Here is a 23849-nt window from a genome sequence, read left to right as displayed (position 1 = left end):
CGAATCTAAAAGGATTTCTGTTGTTACTTTTACTTTTTTAAATAAGGATTCTGATTCGGTAAGGGAACAAATTCAGTTTCGCCGGGAACGGGTTTAAATTTTTGATCCAACCAATTTTGCTTTGCCTGTTCAATTAAAGCTTTATCCGAAGCCACAAAATTCCAGTAAATAAATCTTTCCTCAGGAAAAGGCTCTCCACCAAAAATGTAAACTGTCGTGTTTTCCAGCATGGTAAACTCACAAAGTTTGGCATCGTTGGCAATTAAAATAAGTCGTGGTTCAAATAAATGTCCATCGCTTTCAATACCACCTTCTAAAATATAAAGGGCACTTTCCCCAAATAAATCATTCCCAATGTTCAGCTTTTGCCTTTTATTGCTTTTAATTTCGATAAAATAAAGGGGGCAATAAACCGGAACGGGTGACTTACGTCCAAAAGCTTCACCGGCTATCAACTTAATATTTACGCCATCCTGCTCCCAACTCGGGATATCAGTTTCTTCAACATGAAAAAATTCAGGCTCCATTTGTTCCAGGTCTTTGGGTAAGGCTACCCAAATTTGTAAGCCATGAAGCATTTTGTCTGTTTGGCGAAGATGTGCTGGCGTTCTTTCAGAATGTGCAATGCCACTTCCTGATGTCATCCAGTTCACCTGACTTGGTTTAATAATGATGTCTGTTCCTAAGCTATCCCGATGTTCAATCTCTCCTTCGAAAAGAAAAGTGAGTGTCGATAAACCAATATGTGGATGTGGCGGCACGTCTAAATTTTCATGATTGCTCATGGCCGCAGGTCCCATATGATCGATGAATGCAAAAGGACCAACCATTCGCTTTTCCCTGAAAGGCAGCAATCTTCCAACCATAAAATTGCCAATATTGGCCGGACGTTCTTCTATAATAAGGGAGATATTTGACATGGAATATTTTTTTGAAAGTTGAATTTAAGAAAAATATTGATTCGTTGTTCACCGCGAAAGATGTGGTTAAAGATAGGTCGCTTGTTAATCTTCCGAACAACTATGAGTCACCAATCAAAAGTGGTGGGTAGATCCTGAATTAAAAGCGAGCTGAATAAGCAAGGCCAAATAATTTATTATTATAGGTTGGCATCAATACAACATTAGATCTTTTTGAAGGCTTAAATAGTTTTTTTAACTCTGGATATACTAAATAGGATAGTTTGGTAGATATTATTCCAATTCCGGCACCAGCTACTACATCACTAAACCAATGTTTGTTATTGTACATGCGAAGCGTGCCAGTTGCAATGGCTACAGTGTATCCTGCATAGTTATACCAGGGTGATAAGTCTTTGTATTCTTGTTTTAAAAACTCTGCCGCTGCAAAGGCAGTAGCTGTATGCCCGGAAGGAAAAGAATTAAAAGCCGATGCATCAGGCCTTAAACGATGTATTCCACTTTTTAAGGTAGAAACAGTTCCACCCATTATTGCAGTTGAAATGGCATAAATAAATGCAGCATCCTTAATGCTGTTTTTACCTTTAATCCCTGAAAAATTAAGGATAAAAACCGCAGCAGCGGGAGCGAATTGGCTATAATTATCTACATGAGCGGCGAACCTGGGATGATCTTCCTGCAATTCGGCTCTGGTATCTCGGTCTAAAGTATTAAAGGGATTTTCATTCAATGCAATGATTCCATATGTGAGAAAGGCTGCTGGAATGATAAAAGATTGAATTTTTGGCTGATAAGGGTTAACCTTCCCAATACTATCTGCTTGCTGGCAATATGATTTTAGGCTGCCCAGTGTGAGCATTAGGGTAATGAAGTGCTTTAATACTATATTTCTGATAACGTTATAGATTATAATATTGAAAGATAGATATTAATTGTGGGTGAGCATAATATTCGACTTATTGTTAATTGGACTGGTATTAAAAAAGCACCTCAGAAATGAGGTGCTTCTTACCTTGTCAATAGATAAAATTTATACCAATTCAGCTAAAGCTTCTTTGCTAAAGCCTTTCAATTCATCCGTACGGTTATTTTTGATTTTCTCTACCCAATTTGCATCTGATAATAATGGACGGCCAACGGCAATTAAATCAAAATCGCCGCGATCCATTCTGCGTACCAATTCATCCAATGAACTTGGTTGAGAGCTTTGTCCGGCAAATGCACCAAAGAAATCACCGTCTAAACCAACAGAACCTACTGATATCGTGGCTTTACCAGTGATTTTTTTCGCCCATCCAGCAAAGTTTAAATCAGATCCTTCAAATTCTGGTTCCCAGAAACGACGTTGAGAACAGTGTAAAATGTCAATTCCCGCATCAACAAGTGGCGTTAACCATTGTTCCATCTCACTTTCATTCTTCGCTAATTTGAAGTCGTAAGCAGCAGGTTTAAATTGAGATAAACGAATAATTAATGCAAAATCTTCTCCAACACGCTTACGGGTTTCTTTGATTACTTCAACGGCAAAACGTGTCCGCTCAGCCAGGGTTTTACCACCATATATATCGGTGCGGTTGTTCGTAGCATCCCAGAAAAATTGATCAATTAAATATTGATGTGCACCATGAATTTCTACCGTATCAAAGCCCAATGCTTTTGCATCTGCTGCTGCCTGCCCAAAAGCCGCAATGGTGTCTGCAATTGCAGCATCAGTCATGGGAACACCGTTTTCAAAACCAGGTCTTTGTAAAGCAGATGGGCCTTCGAAAGGTGTACTAGGTGTCCAGCCAGATGTATGGTTTTCCATTATTCCCTGGTGCCAGATTTGCGGACCCATTTGTGCGCCTGCAGCATGAACATCGTTAATCACTTTTTGCCATCCAGCCAAAGCCTGATCGCCATAAAAGTGTGGGATATTTGGATCTGCAGAAGATGAAGGGCGGTTGATTACTGTTCCTTCCGATAAGATTAATCCCACTTCACCCGCAGCTCTTTTTGCATAATATTCTGCAACTGCATCGGTTGGAACGCCATCAGGAGAAAAAGATCTCGTCATGGGTGCCATTACAATTCTGTTTTTTGTGTTTAATGTTTTTAAGCTAAATGGCTTAAATAAACTATCTGTGTTCATATATTTCTATTTTTAAAGTTCTGTATTGATGATTTTATTTAAATTTTCAAGGCCTTCCTGATTGCGTTTGTAGTAAGTCCACTGGCCTACACGTGTGGCAGTAACCAGATTGGCACGCTGTAAAATGGAAAGGTATTCGGAAATGGTACTTTGAGATAAACCTGCCTTCATTTGAATCTGCCCGACACATACGCCCACATTTTCGAAATCAGCATTGGGTTGATCTGGAAAGTTTGTAATAGGTTCTTTGAGCCAGTTTAAAATCTGTAAACGGGTTTTGTTTGATAAGGCTTTAAAGATTTCTACTTGATCCATAAAGCAAATATATATCGACTTTTCCCGATATACCAATTATAAGAATGAAGTTTACAATTTGATGTTTTTAAGGTTTATATAAATGCATTGAAGCAATCTGATTCATTACCTTATCTAAGAAAGAGGAGGTTTGCTCACTTCACCAGGAGCTATAAAAGATATTTTATATTTAAACTGGCGAAGTTTCCTTCGCATAGGTCGGCTAAACTTCGTCAGTTATTTTACCTTCCAACCTCCTCGAGATGAGCGTTAAAGGAATAAAAAAGCTTTAAAAAAGAACGGGGATAAATCATACCGACCTATCCCCGTAATCTAAATTAACGCTCTCATATACATAAACAACCAAAAGGATGATTTATTATATCTGAGTGAAAATTTTTTTTATTTTTTTGCAGCAGGCTTTTTTGCAGCGGCCTTAGGTTTCTTGATTTCAGCTGATTCTTCTTCAGTTTCTGTTTTCTTCTTTGCAGGTGCTTTAGTTTTTTTCACTTCAGCAATTGGCTCTTCAGTCGTTTCAGCTTTTTTCTTAGCTGGTGTTTTAGTTTTCTTTACTTCGGCAACAGGCTCTTCCACTATTTCAACTTTCTTTTTGGCCGGAGCTTTTGCTTTTTTAGGCGCTGCGGTTTCTTCAATTGCCTCAGCTTCTTTTTTTGCTGTTGCTTTTGGTTTCTCCACTTTATTTTCTGGTGCCTTTATCACTTCTTCTTTTACTTCAGCAGCTTTTGGTGCATCTGCATTTTGTAAGTAGTTGGCTAAAACTTGTTTCAAATAAATCTCTGGCTTAGGCATGTTGATGATAGAACCCTTTTCTTTATCCTGAGATTGCTTGATGTAAGCTGATTTAATCTTTCCCCAATCTTTAGAGTAAAGTCTGATAAACATTTCAACAAATTGTTCATCTGTATATTTTTTAGGCAACCTACCCAGCACTGCCTGAATTTTTTCTTCTTTTTTATGTAATACCGCCATCGATTTTATTTTGTGCAAAGATAGCCTAAAATTATCATTTATAATTTTTACGAATTTTGCAGACCGAAAGATCATGATTACAGATTAAATCTGGCCATTAACGTAAAGATGCTACCAGATCATAATCCGCTAAATGCCTTATTTCTTCCAGCCTTCCTTCATCTTTTTGTATGCCTTTCTGCTGACTTTTGATTTTTTCTTTGAACGGGATTTTCCTTTCTTTTTACGGGCGTTGATATTGTTCACCAAGGAGTTTTTTACCCCAAGTTTGTTTTTTTTAGTACTTCCTTTTTTCTTTTTATCTTTCTTTTTGCCACCTTTTTTCTTTGTTGTTTTTTTCTTCTTCTCTTTTGCCATGATGTTTATCGGGTTAGTTTAATTGATAACATCAATCATATTAAAATGTTCGGGAGTAAATAAACAGGCAATTCAAGAAGCTTGTAAAACTAGAAAAGTTGATCTTCAGCGCTATCGCTTCAAATCAACTTTCTATTTTGTAAGAAAACAGCGAACTATTTAAATACCGTTTTGATGGCATCTCCAACTTCATGTCCGGCAGCTGCCTTAAAATTAAAGCCAAAAAGCATAGAAATCGTTTGTGCTAGTTGTTTATGGTAAATTATTGTCGGTGTTTTCAATTCGCCATTTGGAGGTGTATCTGGCCCTAAAATAGCGAACCAGGTATTTTCAGCACCCTTAACATTTGCGCCATGATCACGCCATTGATCTATGGGTACCTCACCACGGCCGTGATCGCATGTGATCAGCAATGTAGTGTTGTTTTTATAAAAAGGATCTGCCTGTATCATTTCCCATAGGTTTTTAATGTAGCCATCTTCCTGTCTGGCACGGTCGAGATAAAACTTATAATTGCCTGCATGTGCCATATCATCTGTCTCATCAAAAGCAATATACGTTACTCTTGGTTTATATTGTTTGATGTATTCCTTACTAAATTCATAGGTAATGAAATCCAGTCTGGTAGAATCGCCAAGGTAGTGTGGTACATGGTGCTGAAGTTCGTTTAGGTACCTTAGTCTGGCATTTGCATCGCTATTTTTCAAATTTGCATAACCAGAATACACGGGCAGACCAGAGCGGCTGGTATTTAAAATTTGTGGAAAACGTTCCCATGATGAAAATGTAATGACTTTACCTTCAAAGCCTTTTTGCTTATTCAGGAATTCCAGCACATTCGTATTTGGGTTGGCAATGGCATCATTGGTATTCATTCTTACATCAGGGAAACCCGTAAAGATTTCATTGTATCCCGGATAAGAAAAACGATATGGATTGGATAATTCCTCATTGTTGCCTAAATCGCGATTACCATAAATTTGTCCGTCCTTGGCTATGGTATTCCATAAAAACGGGAAAAGTAGTTTCCTACGATCCTCCAAAGATGCAGTCCAGTATTTTTTTCTCACTTCATCCTTATCTTCAGTGTATTTAGAACTGATCATGGCAGAATCGGCTCCCCTGAATACTTCCTGCCAACGCATTCCATCAAGAGTGACAATAATCAGGTTTTTTGTTTTCCTGGTTTGCGCAAAGGAAAATGATGCGCTAATGGATAATGCAAAAATTAATATGAGCTTTTTCATATAATGAGTTAAGGTGAAAAGGCAAGGCCAATTATTGGGCCTTGCCTGAACAGGTATTATTTTAAAATCCACATGATGCCATTGATGTCATCATTGCCATTAAACTGGCTGGTAATGGCTGCCAGATAATTTTTAGCATTGGCAGTGCGCTCTGCTGAAGGATATTTGAAGCGCTGTGCGATCCGATTTCCGTTTCCTGTTCCAGGGCCAGTTGTAAAAGCAGGAACCCCAGTGCGGCGGTACGTAAAGTAAGATTCTAAACCAGAATGTCTGAATAAGGCCAGGTATTTCTGTTGCAAAATCTGTGTGATGCCTGTTGCGCCAGCGGTGTACTTTACTGTGGTTTGGTTATAATAAGTATTGAAATCTACCGGGATGATGAAGGTATCATAATTGGATGAGTTGGTTACATCTGTTGATCCCGGGCGGTAAAAATATGCCGTGTAGTTGCCCGTTTCAGGAATACCATAAGCACTCATTGAAGCCTTTATACCTGCAATGTAATATGTTTCAGCGTTTCCGGCTGCCCATCCTCTGTTAATGCCTTCTGCAATGTTGAGCATAAGTTCGGCATAACCAATCTGTATGCTTGGCTCACCGGTATAAGTGGAATAAAAACGTTTGCGGTTAATGAAAGAATATTTTTGTAAACCAGCATTGTTATACATCACACCCAAATCTAATCCTGCATCTGCACCAACGAAAGAAGCAAAATCTGTAGCACTTTGTTTGGCGTTATCCACTAAATCTCTTGATGGCTCAGCCGTTGCGTAAACTCTTGGATCTCTAAGACGGGTAAGCAAGCTAATGTATGTAGCAGATGAATTTTTCCTTGATCCGCTCTGTCCGAAATTATTCGGGTTTTGAGGATAATAGTTATTGGGTGCTACAAAGGTGTATTGCAGGTTATCTGCATTACTGGTCATTAGGGGATATTTAGTAGGGTTGCCAATAATGCTTGCAAACTGTGTAATCACATTCAGGTCAGTATCAGCTGTTTTTTTGCTTAATTGAAGCAATAATCTGATTCTTAATGCATTTACTGTTTTTTGCCATTTGCTTAAGTCATTGTTGAAATAGATATCGTTGCTGAGTGTTGCGCCAGCGCCCGTACCAAAATTAGCAGGGTTTTTAATTAACTGATCCAAATCGCTATTGGCGCTTTCCAGCCAAGCCAAAGATTGCTGCATCACTGTTTTTTGCGAATCATACACTGGCTCCAGTGCATCTAATCCTTTTAATGCCTGGGTCATTGGAATATCACCCATTTCTAAACTCATTTTACTGAAGAAATAAGCTTTGAAAAATTTACCCAAAGCCTCATAAGGGTTAATGCTGGCGCCGCCAGTAGCTGCAGCACGTTGCTCCATCTCCACTACGTTTTTAAGTGTAGTGTAATAGTCATCGCCGCCACCTAAATCATAACGGTTATTGCCATAATAATCATAATTGTTCAGGTAATACTGACTATAAGTTTCTTTAGCGCCATCTGGTAAGTCGGGCAAATTATTTAATACACCATTTAACAAAAGGGCTGCGGAAACGGCATTGGGTTTATTGGTGTTTTGAGTAAGCTCTTCAAAGCTTTTTTTACAGCCTGTTACCAAGGTGATGAGCACCAGAGGCAGCAGGAATATATGGGCTGTTTTTTTCATGATCTTTTGTGTTATCAAGGTTAGAAAGAAGCGTTTAGGTTGATGCCAAAACTGCGGACCGTTGGTGATTGTAAACCTGTTGATGCCGTTGCATAGTTATATTGATCAAGATCTACATCCTTAAAACGTTTATCTTTATAGAAATACAATAAATTTCGGCCGTAAAGGGATAAAGAAGCTTTTCTGATAAAGGTTTTTTCCAGTAATTCTTTAGAAAACTCGTATCCAAGGGTTACTTCGCGAAGCTTGGTAAATGTTTTACTCATCAGGTTCGCCTCATCAACATTATAATATTTACTCACATAATCCTGTACAAAGGCAACCTGGGTGTTTGGCGCATATTGTAAAGCCGAATAATTAAGTACGGCACCAGTGTTGGAATCATAGTTAATTGAAGTGCCGTTAGCGATAACTACACCTTCTCCAACATAGCTGCCATTATAACCAGCCTTTCCAAAATTTGACCAATCCTGATACCTTGCGGCACCCAAGGCACCTTCTGCAGTTTCAGCATTAGAACCACCACGCATGGTTTTGTTGTGCATGTAATCAACAATTACACCACCAACATTGCCATCAAACTGTATTCCCAAACTCAGGTTTTTATATTGGAATTTATTGTAAATGCTCCAGTTAAATTTACCGATTTCGTTACCCAGGAACTGTGCTGTTGGGTTAACCAATGGCTTGCCTGCTGCATCATTAATGATTTTTCCATCAGGTGTTCTTACAAACGCGGTTCCGTATAATTTATCTGTGCGGTCTCCTGCTTTAAAGAATGTGGCATAAATGCTTTGACCTTGAGGAAGCTCTTTATAAACTTCTTTGTAAGTAGAAATATTGGTTAAGATATTCCAGCTAAAGCCATCTGCTCTTTTGAAAACATCACCACTTAATGAACCTTCGTATCCTGTTTTCTTAGTTTTAAGCGCATTCAGATATTCGATGGTATAACCTGTAGCTGTTGAAATGGCGTTTGGTAAAATTCTTGGTCCATCAATGTACTGGAAAGCTGTTCCACTAAAGGTTAACCTGTTTTTCAGAAACCTGATGTCAAAGCCTTCTTCATAGTTTACCCGGGTTGATGTTTTAATCCCATTCTGGTATAAATAATCGGAAGCATAACCTGCGGTTTGACTGTTATAAGGTTTGCTGGTGGCGTAAGAAGTATTTAATGAATAATCAGGACCATTGTACGGAGAAGTATAAGTGGTGCCATAGCCCAATGGATTATTAAAAAGTGAAGCACCAGTGCTGCCACCAAAAGCTGTAATTGAACTGAATGGGGCAGGGCCTATGGTAGTAGAAGTGGCATCAGAACGAATATTAGAATATGAAGCCCTTGCTTTTAAAAAGCTGATAAACTCTGGCATTTTAATATAATCAGATACCACAGTTGCTATCGATAAACTTGGATAATAATAAGTTGTAGGAACTTGAAAGGCCGAAGATTTATCTAAACGACCTGTACTTGAAATGGTTGCATATTTGCCTAGGCTTAAATCTAATGAGTAATACGCACTTAATACCCGCATGCCGGAGTTGAAACTGGTAGACTGGATTGGATTTTTAGAATTACTGAAAGCATAAACTTCAGGAACATTCAAATAGTCGGTTGAAGTCCAGCTGGAATTATAAGACATGTTGCGCATGTTTCCACCGATCAAACCTGAAATGTTAATGAATTTTTTAACGGTATAATCATAATTTAACATCAACTCTGTATTGTTGTCGAATAAGTCGCGGCGATCTTCACGATAATCCCCTTCATTGCCTTCACGTCCGTAAGGGTGGGCAGAAAATGGCATTTTCTCTGTACGCAGGATGTTATAGGTATCAACCTGTGAACGTAAGGTGGCATTCAGGTTCGTGTTAATTTTGTAATTTGCTAAAAGGTAGCCAGTTGTGTTGGTTTTGTAATGACCTCTTGTCCATTCCTTCACCATAAACCAAGGGTTGTGGTAACGGGTATATTCGGCAAATTGCTGTTGAACACCTTCTTTACCAGGTTGCCAAATGGCCTTAATGTCAGGTGCATTAACATCCCAGTCTGCACCAGTCCAAATGGCCAGGTTATAAATTAAACTGTTTGGACCGTATTGTACATCTGGAAAGTTATCAGTGGTTTGACGGTTGAAGTTAACATTACCTTCAAATTTCCAGCGTGGGCTTGGGTTAAATGATGCATATAGGTTCGCATTGGCAATATCCAGGTATTGCTCAGGAATATAACTATCCTGGTGTTGTTGCGAAGCAGAAAAGCGGATGGTATGATTTTCGCCGTTGGAAGTTAAGGCAATGTTGTTGTTCGTTTGAACCCCTGTGCGTAAAAAGTTAGTTAAATTATTTGCACCTCGAGCTGTGTAAGGTGTTGGCTGACGTACGCCATTTACGATAGGGCTATCATACTGAGCAATCAATTGTCCATTGAAATAAGGTCCCCAAATGTCATAATCGGCATCCACACCGCCCGGTGCACCACCTTTACCATCAACAAACTGATAAAAAGTATTTTCACCTGCTCCATAAGCATGCTGTACTCGTGGGAAGGCTAAAAAACCTTTGTTAATTACAGTACTGCTGTTTACATCAATGGTTAAACCTTTTTTGTTTTTGTTGCCTTTTTTTGTGGTGATGAGGATTGCACCATAAGATGCCCGGTTGCCATAAAGTGCAGCAGCTGCCGGGCCTTTTAATACGGTATAAGTCTCAATATCATCCGGACTGATATTATAGGTATCTGTATTGATTGGGAAACCATCCACTACATATAAAGAAATGGTATTTCCACGGATGGCTACATTTGGTGCACCCAATAATTCGGCAGATGGACCTACTGATAATCCGGCCACTTTACCAATAAGGCCTGTTACCGGATTGGGATCGCGGGCTAAGGTAAGATCATCTCCCTGAACGGTGGAAACCGCATAACCAATTTTGCGGTTATCCTTTTTTACACCTAAAGCGGTTACTACTACTACGTTAAGTGTTTCATTGTTCCCTTTCAAGGTAATGGTAATTGGGTTGAGATTTTGATCAATGGTAGCTTCCTGGCTGGTGAAGCCTACAAACTGAAACTGGAGTGTTTGCCCGATATTCGCCGATAGGATAAAGCGACCGTAATTATCGGTGGTTGTTCCGGTTTTAGAACCTTTGATCATAACACTTACGCCGGGAAGCGGCTGATTAGCCTCATCATTAACGACGCCGGAAATCTTAGTTTGTGCCAGTAAAATTAGCGGAGAAAGGAAGCACATCACCAGGAGTGCGAGCCTTTTTAAATTGGGGTAAAAAGCATCCATAATTGCCAAATAATTAGAGTTAAGATTATTTGGCAATACTAAACTTTGTTTATTATTTGTAAACTAATTTTAAGTTATTTAAACTTTAAAAAAATGTTTACTGATGATTAACAGTTTTCTGTTTTGGTAACTAAATCAATACAATTAAGTTAAAATGATTTAACATCAAGGCAATAGTGCTTATTCATGATTGCTCAAATGTGCTATAGCGATAGCTTTGAGCTGATTTATATTGTTTACTGGTATCTCTGTTAATTTAGCTTCATCATCCCAAAACCGCATGCGGATAATGATGTCAAGGTCAGGGTCGGTTTCAAATGCTGCTGCTTCCATTGCGTTCATTGGTCCACCCTGAAATCCTAAAGTAACGCGGCTTGCAGGAGAGAGTTTATCAAAATATTCAGGGTATTTGTATGTAAGATAGCGTTTTGCAATCACATGTCCTTTTACCAGTTTGGCCACACGGGCGGAGAAACCACGTGCCAGCAGGTAATCTGCTCCGATCTGCTCATGATTTACATTGCCCATTCCATCCATGCTTTCTACTGTTGAACCAGCAGCGCATAAATGTCCAATATCATGAAAAAATGCGGCGAGTACGACTTCATCATCATAGCCTTCTGCAAGGGCCAGGTTTGCTGCCTGAGACATGTGCTCGAGCTGGGAAACAGGTTCTCCAATATAATCATCATTTCCATGTGCCTCATATAAAGCGAACACTTCATCAACAATAAGTTGTGGATTTAAGGATTTTTCCATCATGTGATCTAAAAAAATGCAAATAAAAGTAATTCATGTTAGGTCAGAATTAAGTTTTTGTGATCTCCTTGCTTATCTTTAAAATATGCTAAAATCCTTGTCTCGCTAAAATTTATTCTCTAATTTCCGCCTTTAACAAAAATCAGATCAATGGAAGATGATGTACTGATACAGATCAGTAACCGTATTAAAGACAGGCGACGTGAGAAGAATATTACGGTGCAGGAACTGGCCTCCAGGGCGAATGTAAGTAAGGGATTAATTTCGCAGATTGAAAATAGCCGTACCGTACCATCCTTAATTGTGCTAATTGATATTATTAAATCTTTAGAGATTGATTTAAACGTATTTTTTAAGGATATTAAATACAATGGCAGGGAGTTTCCGCTTTTGATCCGAAGAAAGGAAGAATATGAGCATTTTGAAAAGGAAGATGCCACAGGCTTCAATTACCACCGGATATTTACGCAATCCATTAAAAAATCTACAATAGATATTGTCATTCTGGATTTGGAACCTGATGCCCAAAGACCGCAAATACAGACTGAAGCCTTTGAGTATAAATATATCTTAAATGGTGCGATTGACTATCATTTCGGAGATGAGGTATATCGTTTAAATCAAAGCGATTCAATGCTATTTGATGGCCGCATGCCACACACCCCAAAAAATTCTGGAAAGGAAAAAGCGAGTATGCTGGTGATTTATTTCTTTGAAGAAACCAGCTAAAATTAAATTTATCTTAACATTAAGGTAGTTTTGTAATAATAAACTAAGTTTAATTTTGCTAAACAAAAGATTTAGCAATGTCCATTAAACTTATAGTGTTCGATATGGCCGGTACTACGGTCAAAGATGAAAATAAAGTTACGCAAACTTTTAAAAATGCCTTGCAGCAGCATGGATATGATATTCCTGATCACATTATTAACCCTTTAATGGGGTATAAAAAAATAGTGGCGATTACCAAAATGCTCCGCTTGTATGAAGCTGATGTGTCAAAGATTACGGCGGAACTTACTCATCAGATCCATGAAACCTTCGTGCGCTTGATGATTGAATATTATCAGCAAGCCGATTTTCTGGAAGCTTTACCAAATGCAGAATCTACCCTGTTAGCCTTAAAAAAAGCAGGTATTCAGATTGGCATCAATACTGGTTTTTCAAGAGACATTGCCGAGGTTATTATTAAAAGATTGGAATGGCGGGAGAAAGGTGTATTTGACTACTTGGTTTGTTCGGATGAAGTAGCCGAAGGACGCCCTAATCCGGGTATGATTAACCGATTAAGGCAACTGGCCAATATTTCGGAAGCTGATGAAGTGGTGAAGGTTGGTGATACCGAAGTAGATATTCGAGAGGGACAAAATGCGGCTTGTAAATATGTGATTGCAGTAACCACTGGCGCATTTACCCGTGCTGAGCTGGAGCCCTATCATCCAACGCATATTATTGATGACATTGCTGATGTGCTCAACATCGTTTATAAATAAGGGCTATGGGCTTAGCAAGAATTTTAAAGGCAAAAATAGCCAATTGGCCTTATGCCTTAACTGCTGTGATATCGGCTTTAGCTGCTTTTGGTGCCTATTCATCTATGTATGCCTTCCGCAAAGCCTTTGCTGCGGGTACTTATTCCGGCCAACAATATCTTCATATAGATTATAAAGTGTGGCTGGTCATTTTTCAGATTGTGGGCTATACGCTAAGCAAATTTTATGGTATCCGTTTTATTGCAGAACTGAAGGGGAAGCGCCGGGGAGCCACTATACTCCTGCTTGTAGGCATTTCCTGGTTGGCTTTGTTGGGCTTTGCGCTCGTTCCGGCACCATACAATATGGTGTTTTTATTTGTGAATGGTTTCCCGTTGGGTTTAATATGGGGCCTGGTATTTGGTTACCTGGAAGGTCGCCGTTCTACCGAGTTTATGGCCGCTGTATTATCCATTAGCCTTATTTTTGGTTCAGGTTTCGTAAAAACAGTTGGTCAAACGCTCCTGCACTCCTACCATGTAAATGAATATATGATGCCGTTTTTAACAGGCGCATTATTTGTAATCCCGATCATATTTTTTGTCTTGCTGCTCGAACTCATGCCGCCACCGACTGAAAAGGATCAGCTCATGCGCACTGAGCGTAAGCCCATGACGGCTTCAGAAAGAAAACAATTTATCAGTCGGTTTTTGCCTGGAATCATCCTGACTTTAGTGATTTATGTGTTGCTTACCGTTATGCGTGACATCCGCGATAATTTTGAAGTGGAGATCTGGAATAGCCTGGGAATTACCGATAAAAACATTTATGCAAAAATAGATAGCCGTATTTCTATCATTGTACTTGTGGCCATGAGCTTGCTTTTTCTGATCAAAAGAAATTTAAGGGCCTTCAGTATTATCCACCTGTTAATTATCGGCGGATGTATTTTAATTGGGGTATCTACGCTATTGTTCAGTTTGCATCTGATTGGCCCCGTAGCCTGGATGACTATGGCTGGTTTAGGGCTTTATCTGGGTTATGTGCCTTATAATGCTATTTTTTTCGAACGCATGATCGCCACATTCCATTATAAAAGTAACGTGGGCTTTGTGATGTACCTGGCCGATTCTCTTGGTTACCTGGCCAGCGTAAGTGTATTAATTGTAAAAGAATTCGGAAAGCCAGCCATTAGCTGGGGCAACTTTTTTAAAGAGGGCGTAATATTAGTCGCCGTAATTGGCAGCATTTGCGGAGTCTTATCCTTAATTTATTTTTTCCAATCTGCACGCAAAGGCAATACCGCTGCGGCAACATCATTAAAATTTTCTACCATATGAATAAACCATCAGCCATTGTAATTGGAGCGGGTATTGTGGGTTTGGCAACAGCCCGGGCGCTTGCTATCAGGGGATTTAAAGTAACCGTGTTTGAACGTAACGAACGTGCCGTTGGCGCATCCATCCGTAACTTTGGTATGGTATGGCCGATAGGGCAGCCAACCGGACCACTTTTTGAACGTGCAATGTTATCTCGCAGTATCTGGAAACAGATTTGCCTAGAAGCTGATATCTGGCATGATGAGGTGGGTTCTTTACACATTGCCAATAGCGATGATGAACTTGCCGTGATGACTGAATATGTAGAAATGAATCAGGGCTACCGCGAATGCTCATTGCTCACACCTAAGCAAACTTTGGCTAAATCAGATGGTGTAAATCCAGCTGAACTGAAAGGTGCCTTGTGGAGTGGTACTGAAATGATTGTAGAGGCCCGGGTAGCCATTGGTAAAATAGCCAGCTATCTGGAGGAAAAATATGCAGTAGATTTTCATTGGAATACTGCAATCAGTCGGGTAGAAAGTTCAACTGTAAAATCAGGATCACGAAGCTGGCAGGCAGATGAAATATTTATTTGCAGTGGTGCCGAATTTGAAACTCTGTATCCCGAGCTTTTTATCCAGCAGGAGATTACCAAATGCAAACTGCAAATGTTACGCATTATCAGTCAGCCAAATGGTTGGCGGATTGGGCCTGCACTTTGTGGTAGTTTAAGTATGATTCATTATCCCGGGTTTCATGCCACACCATCGCTTTCCAGCCTGCGTAAACGTTACGAAGAAGAATATGCGGAATACCTTAAATGGGGAATCCATGTGATGGCCGCCCAAAATCATACAGGAGAAATTACCATAGGCGATTCGCATGAATATGGTCTTGTTCATGATCCTTTCGATAAAGATTTCATCAACCAGATGATTATCAAATACCTTAAAACCTTCACTAATTTTAAAGATAATAGCATTGTCCAAACCTGGAATGGCATATATCCAAAAATGAAAAACGGAGAAACTGAACTGATTCTCCAGCCAGAAGCTGGGATCACCATCATTAATGGCCTGGGGGGTAATGGCATGACCTTATCTTTTGGATTGTGCGAACAGGTCATCAGTGAAAGATTTGGTTAGCAACTAAATAAAAGATCCCTTTTCAGCTTAATTATGTTTATTTCTGTAAATCGCCTTACCAGTTGAATAGAATAAATCTATAAAACTAGCTATACATTCAAACCTTGACTTTGCTTACATTTTTTGTAAATATTTTTTTATTTGCAAAAAAGTTCGTATATATGTGTAACAAATCTGTTTGTAACTCAAATTAAACGCTCCACTCAATGCAACACGCTCTCACCTCATCAATTCCAGTAGTATTTACACGCCACTTTTACGTCAACGCCACTTAAATTACTATTTTCTCAGTTATTTATTTTTGATTTCAGCTATTGATCAGAGCAATAGCTTCATACTTCAATAATAAGCTACTTTTCGTTTTTTAGGTTTATTGCTTTTTAGATAAAATAAGATCCTCTAATTATATAGTTATCTATTTTTTAAATTCTAATTTAACTCAATCAATTGTGAAAAATTTACTATCAATTATCCTTCCGGTGCTCGAAGGAATGGAAGAATCGCCATTAAAGCACCAACTTTTAGCGTACTTTCCGCAACAGGCAGAACACTTTGCTACAGTAGAAAAAAGTTTCACCAAGCTAACAGCAATCCCTCATGACAGAGATCAGCTTAAGCCTTTTTTCCATAGCTGGAGCCAAACCAACAATAGTGCAGTTACTGTTGCCGGATTAAGTAATCGCATGACGATGCTGATCCATAAAAATACATTCGTGCCGGATGAAGCACAATTGTTCAGATCGGTAGCAAACCTGAACAGAATTGTAGATGAAGATCTAGCTGTTGTGGGAAGAGTATTGCATTCTGATCTCTTTTATACCATGGCGACTAATACTTGTGGCGATGATGGTTGGTTGTTAAGACAATATCTTGATCCAAGCGCCCGGGCCTTTAAATATTGGAAAGACCAAAATTCATTGCGCAACAAAGATCTGTTAATTGGTCTTTTAACCACATTGGTGCATGAAATTTATACACATGGTGAAGTAGAGTTTATCCTGCCTAAGTTTACACGCTGGCTAGAAGATGACTATGGTTTTGATAAAGATACCTTAAAACATACTTTGGCATGGATTACCGTACACTGTGGGCCTACAGAAAAAAACCATTTCTTTTATGCCGTTAATGCCATCAATCATTATGTAAAGGCCATGAATGTAAACCTGGCTGATTACGACCTTAGCGAAATTGTTGCCGATTATTTAAGTAAAAAAGCATCGGTAATGGAAATTATTAGTGCGGGTTTAGATCCGGTTATGGCTGAAGAATTCCAATAACGATGACGGGTGAGCTTATAGAAGAACATACCATCTGTAGTAAGGATGTGCTGAATGAATTGCTATTGAAATATCTGGGCGAAATTCCCTGCAACGGTGCAGATTCTTTTTCGCCGGTACCTGTTGTGGTGGAGCGGAAGGAAATCGCCAGAATGGAAAAGTTATGTCGGGTGTTAAACAAAGCATTAACCAATGTTGTAAATGCCTATTTTGAAGATGAGAATATCCGTTCCATCTATAACTTCGATGAGGATTTAAACCGCATACTCAGCATGGCACAAGCACAACCTTATGAGGTGGGTATGTATCGGCCTGATTTTTTACAGGCGGAAGATGGCGGAATCAAAATTTGTGAAATAGGGGCCAGGTATCCCATTAACGGATGGATGATCAGCTATTACCTGAATGTGATTACTAAGGAGAATGAAACAATAGGTTTACCATCACTGGAAGCTGTTCCTGCTCAACAAGATTTCATTGAAACTATTTTCAATCGGTTTAATAGTAGGGAGCCCATTGTGCTGGTACATGAAAAAGAAAAAGGCACTGAGGTATTTTACCTGTTAAATGAATTTGGTAAGCGTGGTTTGGATTATGTTTCTGCAAGTCCGGCGCAATTCACTCATCAGAATGGTGAAGTCATGTTAAACGGTAAGCCTGTGAGTCAGTTTATTCTGGAAATGGATCGGGAAGAACTACGCAATTTTGATCCTGAAGTATTGAAACTCATCATCAGCAAAGGGAACTACTTTAATGATGTGCGCACCCTGATTCTGGTTCATGACAAACGCATACTGGCTGTTTTGTACAATGAGGTGATCATGAGGAGTTATCTTTCTGAAGAGGAATACCTTTTTTTACGATCTTTTTTGATTCCAACTTATGCCTTGCATACTTCAGAAAAACGAGCAGAGGTAAGTCACTCGCCATTAAACTGGGTGTTAAAACGCAATAGTGGTGGCCGCGGGATTGACATGTATGTGAAAAGTGAATGCGAAGCTTCTCTGTGGACTGATATTATTGCCAAACAATGGCCGGAATATATGGTACAGGAGTATGTACCACAACGCTGGTTTAAGCATGTCAATGGTTCTGAGGATTCGCTAATCAACCTGGTAGGCATGTTATTGTGTTATAATGATCAATCTTTTGGCCCGGGCTTGTTCCGTGGTTCGGCAGAGCATGTGGTTAACGTTCACCAGGGTAGGGGAGTAATCTTCCCGGCCATGATGTCTGAATCGTAACATGACGCATACCGTTATCATCCCCTTATTTAATAAAGCAAGTTATATTGCTCAAACGCTTCATTCACTCCTCCGTCAGCACAAAATGCCGGAGGAGTTGATTATTGTTGACGATGCCAGTACGGATCACAGCCTTTCCATTACTCATGAATTTTTGCGTAATCATGCAGCTGAATTTGGACATTGCAGGATACAAGTGATTGAATTAAGTGAAAATAGAGGCCCGGGCAATGCACGTAATATTGGTTTTGCTGCCAGCAGTTGTGATCTGATTAGCTTTCTTGATGCAGATGATGAATATCACCCGAGCTTGCTTGAAATTGCGGCAGAAGCATTCAACAAGCATCAACTTGATTTTATGGTGCTTGATATCACTTTTATGCCCTGCGGGGAAATATACCCCAATCTGGAATCCTTAAGAAAATACCTGGAACCGATTGCGACTGATCTTTATCTAATCAAAGATCCATTAAGGGCTGTAAGCTCGCCACACTTCATTATGGGCGTGGGGAGTAATGTGATCACCAAAAGAAAATGGATTGCTGCCCACCAGTACATTGCTGAAGCACAATTAAACGAAGGAATTGATTTCTGGTACCGGGTGCTAAAAGGAATCCTGAACAGTGAGCCAGGCAAAATCGCATTGCAAACGGGTGGTTACCTGTATGTGAATGAAGTACCAGGCAGCTTATCTAGAAAACACTATTCTCATTTTAAGCAGATTGAGCTTCCACCAGTTATTTCAAGGTACATCAATAGTAAGGATAAGCATGACCGTTTATTAATGGGGATGATTGGTGAACGCTGGTACAAACATGCCTTACAAAATTTGACCTCTAATCATCAAAAAGTGTACTTCATGTGGCATCATCGGCGTTTTTTGACACCATACCTGGGTTATCTGCTCCTTAAAATGAATGTTAGATCATGATCGATAACTTTCTTCAACAGTACTATCAGATTGTCCGGCAGTCGGAACTTTTCAAATCCTACTACCAGGATCATGACGATTATCAAAATGCCCTGCTGATGGGTAAAAAAGAATTGATCAGTCAGTTAAATGATCACTTTGATTTACATCGGGAGAGCAGTGGTGTTTATTTAGTGCGTTCTGGTGGATCTACCCAAAAGCCACTGGTATTTCCTGTTGATATTGCCGAAAACCTGGAACAACGAGCCGTATTGTCTGCCGCGTTAAAACAGGCTGGAGTATTTATACCGAAAACCATTGCGCTGAATATGTTTGGCTACATGGATATGTATCGCACTGCTGCAATTATGGATGACCTCCTGGAAAGATGTAGTGCAACTACTTTGGTGGCCAGCGCCAGCTTACCTTATGAAGATGCCTATCATATGGCTCAAAATTTTAAACCTAATTTATTATTGGGTACGCCTTCCAAGTTATTTCTCTTTGCATTATATCTTAAAAAAAATCAACTCAGTTTATCCATAGAAAATCTTTTATTTGGGGGTGAGTTTTTGCCAGCATCGCATGTTGATGTTTTTGAAAAGATTTTCGGTACCCGGCAAATTTATTCGCTGTATGGCTCGGCAGAAACAGGAATCTGGGCCTGGTGTGACTATAGCCGATCTCCTTCTTTATTCAGGGTGATTGATGGTTTGGTGGTTGAAGTACATATGCCAGATGCGGACGGCTATGGGAGCCTGCTGGTGAGTAATTTGTTCCGAAAGCGCTTTCCTATTTTCAGGTATAATACGGGTGATATTGGGAGATGGGTTGAAATTGATGGAATACCTTATCTTGAATTAAAGGGAAGGGAAAGCCGCTCGTTTATGTTTAATGAGTGCAATTATGAGCTGGATGATTTTAATGTGGTTTTGGCAGATGTGGAAAGGTTTCAAATCCAAATCATGCCACATGAAGGGCATACCATATTGAAGTTTTTGTTAATAACCGATTTAACAAATATGGAAAAGGAAGAATACGTTGAAATAAAGCTCCAACAACTCTATGAAATATTTGGTTATGAAGTTAAAAATTTAGCGGTTTTAGCGGGTGCCGATCTCCAACTTTATACGAATGAAACTACTGGTAAGACACCGATGATTGTTGATAATCGGGTTTGATTTTTATTAAAATATTAAGACTCCTTTAATATTGTGGTATGATTAAAATCTAATTGATATAGGAAACATTAAATTAGGTAGTAAGTTTCTGGCTATTTATCAAACCTTAAAAAAATACATCTACCAGGTTATAATATTAAACTAAACATGCATTAAAATGCAACTATCCTGCCTTAGGACTTCACTAGGACTCCAATAGGCTCCACGCTAAACTACACCCAAATATGCGTTAAAATGATGGTGATTGAAATGAATGTGTTTATCTTAATTCCTTGAATCAAAAGACCACTGAATGATTTGATGCATAGTTTTAGTAATTTCGTTTTTTGTATGGCTACTGTTCAGGTCAATTCCACAAAAAGTGAAACCATTATTTTTAACATGTAAAACAAGCTGATATATTCCGGCAACCAATATTGCGAGTGACAGACTGTCGACCGATTACATTTTGTTCTATTCAGTTAATCCATAAAATGCCGAAACATGCTTTTTGTCGATATTTTATCAGTATTAGTTTTTGGCTAACAAGTAGCTATCTGACGAATTTTCTCTCCATTCCGCAACAAAAGCGTTAACTTGGAACGGTTGAGGTTTTTTGTTTTATTATTATCGTTCATTGAGAATTCCGCTTTTAACGGCATATACTGCCAGGCTCACTGAATTGGACATACCTGATTTTTCCAATAAATTTTTGCGATGACCCTCCACAGTTTTTACACTGATGAATAATTTCTGTGCAATTTCTACCGTAGTTAAGCCATTACAAATGAGTGTCAATACTTCAAGCTCTCTTTTGGTAAGTGGGCTCTCACCATGCTTTGAAGTCGACCTTCTGCTATAATTATCTTTAACGCCGTTTAACATGGCAGCGGCAACAGCATCGGTAAAATAGAATCCATTTGCATGCACTGTTTCAATGGCTTTATATAATATTTCTTCATCTATATCTTTAGGCAAATAACTCCGTGCACCGGCTTTCATCATATAAAAAATAAAATTATCCGCGGTATGCATGGATATGGCAATTATTTTTATTTCGGGAAATTTTTCTATGATTAGTTTACATCCGTCTATTCCGTCTGTTCCAGGCATTTCAATATCCATCAGGATAATATCGGGCGCTTGCAGTTCCAATTCTCTTACTAATTGCGGATAACTATCTACTTCAAAAATAGGTTCGAAGTGTTTAATTTTTCCTAAAATTTGCATTAATCCATGTCTAAACAGTTTGTGATCATCAACTATACCTATTTTAATTCGGTTTGAAGGTTGGTTGGTTAGCCTATTTTTGATCTTTTCCATCGTTTAAAGGAATATGTATTTCAATTAATGTACCGGCGTCTTTTTTGGAGGTTATTTTTAAAGAAGCTTGCATTGCTGCTACCCGTGTTTGGATACTCTTAATACCTATCCCCGTCTGTATTAAATCTTCTATTATTTCAGCATCAAAACCACAGCCATCATCTTTAACGGTAGCTAATATACACTCAGTGGTTTGATTCAATATGATTAAAAGGTTTTTTGCATTTGCATGATTGATGACATTGTTGATTAACTCCTGCATAATACGATATATGGCTAGTTCATATTCATAGTTAAGCTCAAATTTTGCATCTATCATCATGTCAATCTTTAAGGTATTGCTTGCAGATAATACCTTTACGTGGTGATGTAATGCATCAGCTAATCCGAATTTTGCCAATACAGACGGGAACAGGTTGTTCGCAATCGTTCTTACATCACTTATGGTATTGCTCAATCCATTTTTAATACCCGAAATCAACTGATGGCTTTCAACATCGGTGTATGGAAGCTGATTTACGAGCATTTTAATAGCCGAAAGGGCGGATCCTATTTCGTCGTGCATATCTTGCCCTATCCTTACCCGTTCTTTTTCCTGAATACTAATGCTGAAACCAAGTAATTGTCTTTGGTAGTCATCTTTCACTTTTTGTAGACGCCTTTGCTCTTTAAGCAGCCGTTTTTGATATACAATGAAAAATGTAATGATCGCAACAGCTAGCAGTAGCATGACCAAAATACTTCCAAATATCAGATGTTGTAATTCAGTTTCTTTGGGATCAGACACACCGTTAAAGTATAAAAAATGTATAAAAGTATATTAAATATGGAATGGGTAAACCAGATGAGATTAAAGAATTGCAGTGATAACATTTGAATATAATTACTGAAAATGAAGATCACCGAATTGGCCGAGAAATAAATAAATAGACCGGTGGATAACCAAAACATAGGTTGACGTTCCAACTGTGTCTCTATAAGTGAACTTAGGTTTTTATAGTAATAACACAGCACTAGCAACAATATCAGTACTCCTTCAATAAAATGAGGAATAGCACTCAGGTCGTCTTTGGGTGCCATCAACCAGTCAGCAATTACATAAGTGATAAATAATAGTGTTACAATAGGTATGAAACGTCCAATTGCCATTTTTTTAAACTCGGATTTATAAATCCTGGCCAGCAGTGTAAATTCAATCAGTATAAAAATTGGCCACAAAAAATGATTGCTGATTTCCAAAAAGTATAAAACATGGCTAATGACTTCTACTAAGAAATCAAAAAAAATTAATAATGCCAGAGACCGCCATGCCTGTTCCATTTTTTTAAATCGTATAACAGCGAATAAAAACGGTACAATTACCACAACAGAGGAATAGATTAAAAAGGTTTGAGAAGCACCATTCATAAAAATGCATCATTGGATCTTTATTCAAAATTTTATTCCAGCAGTTGCTTTGTACGTAGATTACCAGAATATTTAAGTATTCCCGATATTAAAATGCACCGTGGGTAGGTGGTGTTGGAAGAGAAAGATCGTAAAAGGAATTTATCTCTTCATCCTCATTTCCCGTTCTACCCTTTGCGATGAGTTGAACGCCAGCCAAAACCAGTCCGAAGGTACGGTTCCAGGTTGGCTGTGTATTGAGGTGATCAGCAACATGTTTATGTATGACGGGCAGTATAACCACATCATAACACTCTTTGCGCGTTCCTGGTGGGAATAACGAATACATAAAGTCCGACATGATGTAGTTATACCCGGTAAGGTATCCATAGTTTGTCAGAAACATCTCGTTTAACAATGCTGGTGCTTTTGGATTATCACATACCGTTTTCCATTCGCTTATCCATTCCTGTGCGAGTCGGCTCGAAATAAAGTTCCCTACACCTTCCAAGGGCTTACTGCTCGCCACAGTAATGGTGTCATGATACTGTGGCTTACCGATATGATAAGCCGAACACCTTTGCCCCAGGTGATCAGTGGCATATAGTATGATCGTAAAAGTGGGTAACTTGATTTTATAAGGATGATAGTCATGAACGATCGCAAATCTTGCGTGAATGTGCTTAACCCCAACACAAGATAACAAACTTTGTATGGTGGCATCGTTAAAGTAAACCTGTACCAATATTTGTTCAATACTGCTATCCTCATCGGTAAAAACTTTCCATGACATTTCAGTACCCGAGACCTGTTTGGTCCAATCAAGCGTGTATTCGAGAAACTGGAGCTCCGAAATAGTATAAAATTCTTCTAAGCCCGCAGTATTGGACTGGTAATGGTGATTGTTCATTATGTAAATAATAAAAACAGGTAAATGAAAATTTATTTTTATGTG

Annotated in this window: 22 protein-coding genes; 8 read left to right on the top strand and 14 right to left on the bottom strand. The window is 38.8% G+C overall.

Annotated features, from left to right (window positions below):
• Nucleotides 1-29: 29 nt before the first annotated feature.
• The 10 genes from EV200_RS14665 to EV200_RS14620 all read right to left on the bottom strand — a co-directional run bounded on the left by EV200_RS14665 (nt 30) and on the right by EV200_RS14620 (nt 11658).
• Nucleotides 30-920, bottom strand: a complete 891-nt coding sequence (locus tag EV200_RS14665; RefSeq protein WP_132533896.1) for a pirin family protein — start codon at nt 918-920, stop codon at nt 30-32.
• A 139-nt stretch (nt 921-1059) separates the two neighbouring features.
• Entirely contained in the window at nt 1060-1779 is a 720-nt protein-coding gene (locus tag EV200_RS14660) for a phosphatase PAP2 family protein (protein WP_132533894.1), read from the bottom strand.
• A 171-nt stretch (nt 1780-1950) separates the two neighbouring features.
• Nucleotides 1951-3051 carry an NADH:flavin oxidoreductase gene (locus tag EV200_RS14655; protein ID WP_132533892.1) on the bottom strand — a complete coding sequence of 367 codons (1101 nt, stop codon included), beginning with the start codon at nt 3049-3051 and terminating at the stop codon, nt 1951-1953.
• 12 nt (nt 3052-3063) lie between these two features.
• Complete coding sequence (locus tag EV200_RS14650) at nt 3064-3366, bottom strand: ArsR/SmtB family transcription factor (RefSeq protein ID WP_132533890.1); 303 nt, start codon at nt 3364-3366, stop codon at nt 3064-3066.
• Nucleotides 3367-3747: 381 nt separating this feature from the next.
• Nucleotides 3748-4335 (bottom strand): hypothetical protein, encoded by a 588-nt coding sequence (locus tag EV200_RS21905; protein WP_188754121.1) that lies wholly within the window; start codon nt 4333-4335, stop codon nt 3748-3750.
• A gap of 138 nt (nt 4336-4473) precedes the next feature.
• The gene (locus tag EV200_RS14640; RefSeq protein ID WP_132533888.1) at nt 4474-4692 is read right to left on the bottom strand and encodes a hypothetical protein; all 219 of its coding nucleotides are present in this window, start codon (nt 4690-4692) and stop codon (nt 4474-4476) included.
• Nucleotides 4693-4847: 155 nt separating this feature from the next.
• Nucleotides 4848-5939 (bottom strand): alkaline phosphatase family protein, encoded by a 1092-nt coding sequence (locus EV200_RS14635; RefSeq protein WP_132533886.1) that lies wholly within the window; start codon nt 5937-5939, stop codon nt 4848-4850.
• Nucleotides 5940-5995: 56 nt separating this feature from the next.
• Nucleotides 5996-7594, bottom strand: coding sequence for a SusD/RagB family nutrient-binding outer membrane lipoprotein (locus EV200_RS14630; protein ID WP_132533884.1), 1599 nt, complete (start codon nt 7592-7594; stop codon nt 5996-5998).
• Between the two features lie 20 nt (nt 7595-7614).
• Entirely contained in the window at nt 7615-10896 is a 3282-nt protein-coding gene (locus EV200_RS14625; protein WP_132533882.1) for a SusC/RagA family TonB-linked outer membrane protein, read from the bottom strand.
• Between the two features lie 180 nt (nt 10897-11076).
• Nucleotides 11077-11658 carry an HD domain-containing protein gene (locus tag EV200_RS14620; protein WP_229676845.1) on the bottom strand — a complete coding sequence of 194 codons (582 nt, stop codon included), beginning with the start codon at nt 11656-11658 and terminating at the stop codon, nt 11077-11079.
• Between the two features lie 147 nt (nt 11659-11805).
• On the opposite strand from EV200_RS14620, the gene EV200_RS14615 reads away from it, so the two are divergent.
• From EV200_RS14615 to EV200_RS14580, 8 genes are all read left to right on the top strand, one after another.
• Entirely contained in the window at nt 11806-12384 is a 579-nt protein-coding gene (locus EV200_RS14615; protein WP_132533880.1) for a helix-turn-helix domain-containing protein, read from the top strand.
• Between the two features lie 77 nt (nt 12385-12461).
• Nucleotides 12462-13148: an HAD-IA family hydrolase gene (locus tag EV200_RS14610; protein WP_132533878.1), complete on the top strand. Its 687-nt coding sequence runs from the start codon at nt 12462-12464 to the stop codon at nt 13146-13148.
• A gap of 5 nt (nt 13149-13153) precedes the next feature.
• Nucleotides 13154-14467: a DUF5690 family protein gene (locus EV200_RS14605; RefSeq protein WP_132533876.1), complete on the top strand. Its 1314-nt coding sequence runs from the start codon at nt 13154-13156 to the stop codon at nt 14465-14467.
• On the top strand, nt 14464-15594 hold the full coding sequence (locus EV200_RS14600; protein WP_132533874.1) for a TIGR03364 family FAD-dependent oxidoreductase: 1131 nt from the start codon (nt 14464-14466) through the stop codon (nt 15592-15594). Before EV200_RS14605 ends, EV200_RS14600 begins: the two co-directional genes overlap by 4 nt.
• A gap of 449 nt (nt 15595-16043) precedes the next feature.
• Nucleotides 16044-16871 (top strand): class II glutamine amidotransferase domain-containing protein, encoded by an 828-nt coding sequence (locus EV200_RS14595; RefSeq protein WP_132533872.1) that lies wholly within the window; start codon nt 16044-16046, stop codon nt 16869-16871.
• 2 nt (nt 16872-16873) lie between these two features.
• Nucleotides 16874-18115, top strand: coding sequence for a hypothetical protein (locus tag EV200_RS14590; protein ID WP_132533870.1), 1242 nt, complete (start codon nt 16874-16876; stop codon nt 18113-18115).
• 1 nt (nt 18116) lies between these two features.
• Complete coding sequence (locus EV200_RS14585; protein WP_132533868.1) at nt 18117-19046, top strand: glycosyltransferase family 2 protein; 930 nt, start codon at nt 18117-18119, stop codon at nt 19044-19046.
• Nucleotides 19043-20206, top strand: coding sequence for an AMP-binding protein (locus EV200_RS14580; protein WP_132533866.1), 1164 nt, complete (start codon nt 19043-19045; stop codon nt 20204-20206). Before EV200_RS14585 ends, EV200_RS14580 begins: the two co-directional genes overlap by 4 nt.
• A gap of 606 nt (nt 20207-20812) precedes the next feature.
• Here EV200_RS14580 and EV200_RS14575 read toward each other — a convergent pair.
• The 4 genes from EV200_RS14575 to EV200_RS14560 all read right to left on the bottom strand — a co-directional run bounded on the left by EV200_RS14575 (nt 20813) and on the right by EV200_RS14560 (nt 23804).
• Complete coding sequence (locus tag EV200_RS14575; protein WP_132533864.1) at nt 20813-21508, bottom strand: response regulator transcription factor; 696 nt, start codon at nt 21506-21508, stop codon at nt 20813-20815.
• On the bottom strand, nt 21489-22295 hold the full coding sequence (locus EV200_RS14570; RefSeq protein WP_132533862.1) for a sensor histidine kinase: 807 nt from the start codon (nt 22293-22295) through the stop codon (nt 21489-21491). Before EV200_RS14570 ends, EV200_RS14575 begins: the two co-directional genes overlap by 20 nt.
• Nucleotides 22259-22828 (bottom strand): hypothetical protein, encoded by a 570-nt coding sequence (locus tag EV200_RS14565; protein ID WP_132533860.1) that lies wholly within the window; start codon nt 22826-22828, stop codon nt 22259-22261. Before EV200_RS14565 ends, EV200_RS14570 begins: the two co-directional genes overlap by 37 nt.
• 175 nt (nt 22829-23003) lie before the next feature.
• Nucleotides 23004-23804 carry a hypothetical protein gene (locus EV200_RS14560; protein WP_132533858.1) on the bottom strand — a complete coding sequence of 267 codons (801 nt, stop codon included), beginning with the start codon at nt 23802-23804 and terminating at the stop codon, nt 23004-23006.
• Nucleotides 23805-23849: the final 45 nt, after the last annotated feature.

This window comes from Pedobacter psychrotolerans, assembly GCF_004340665.1.
Classification (GTDB): Bacteria; Bacteroidota; Bacteroidia; order Sphingobacteriales; family Sphingobacteriaceae; genus Pedobacter; species Pedobacter psychrotolerans.
Note: the sequence above shows the minus strand (reverse complement) of the source record. Positions and strands in the feature narration are given on the sequence as shown.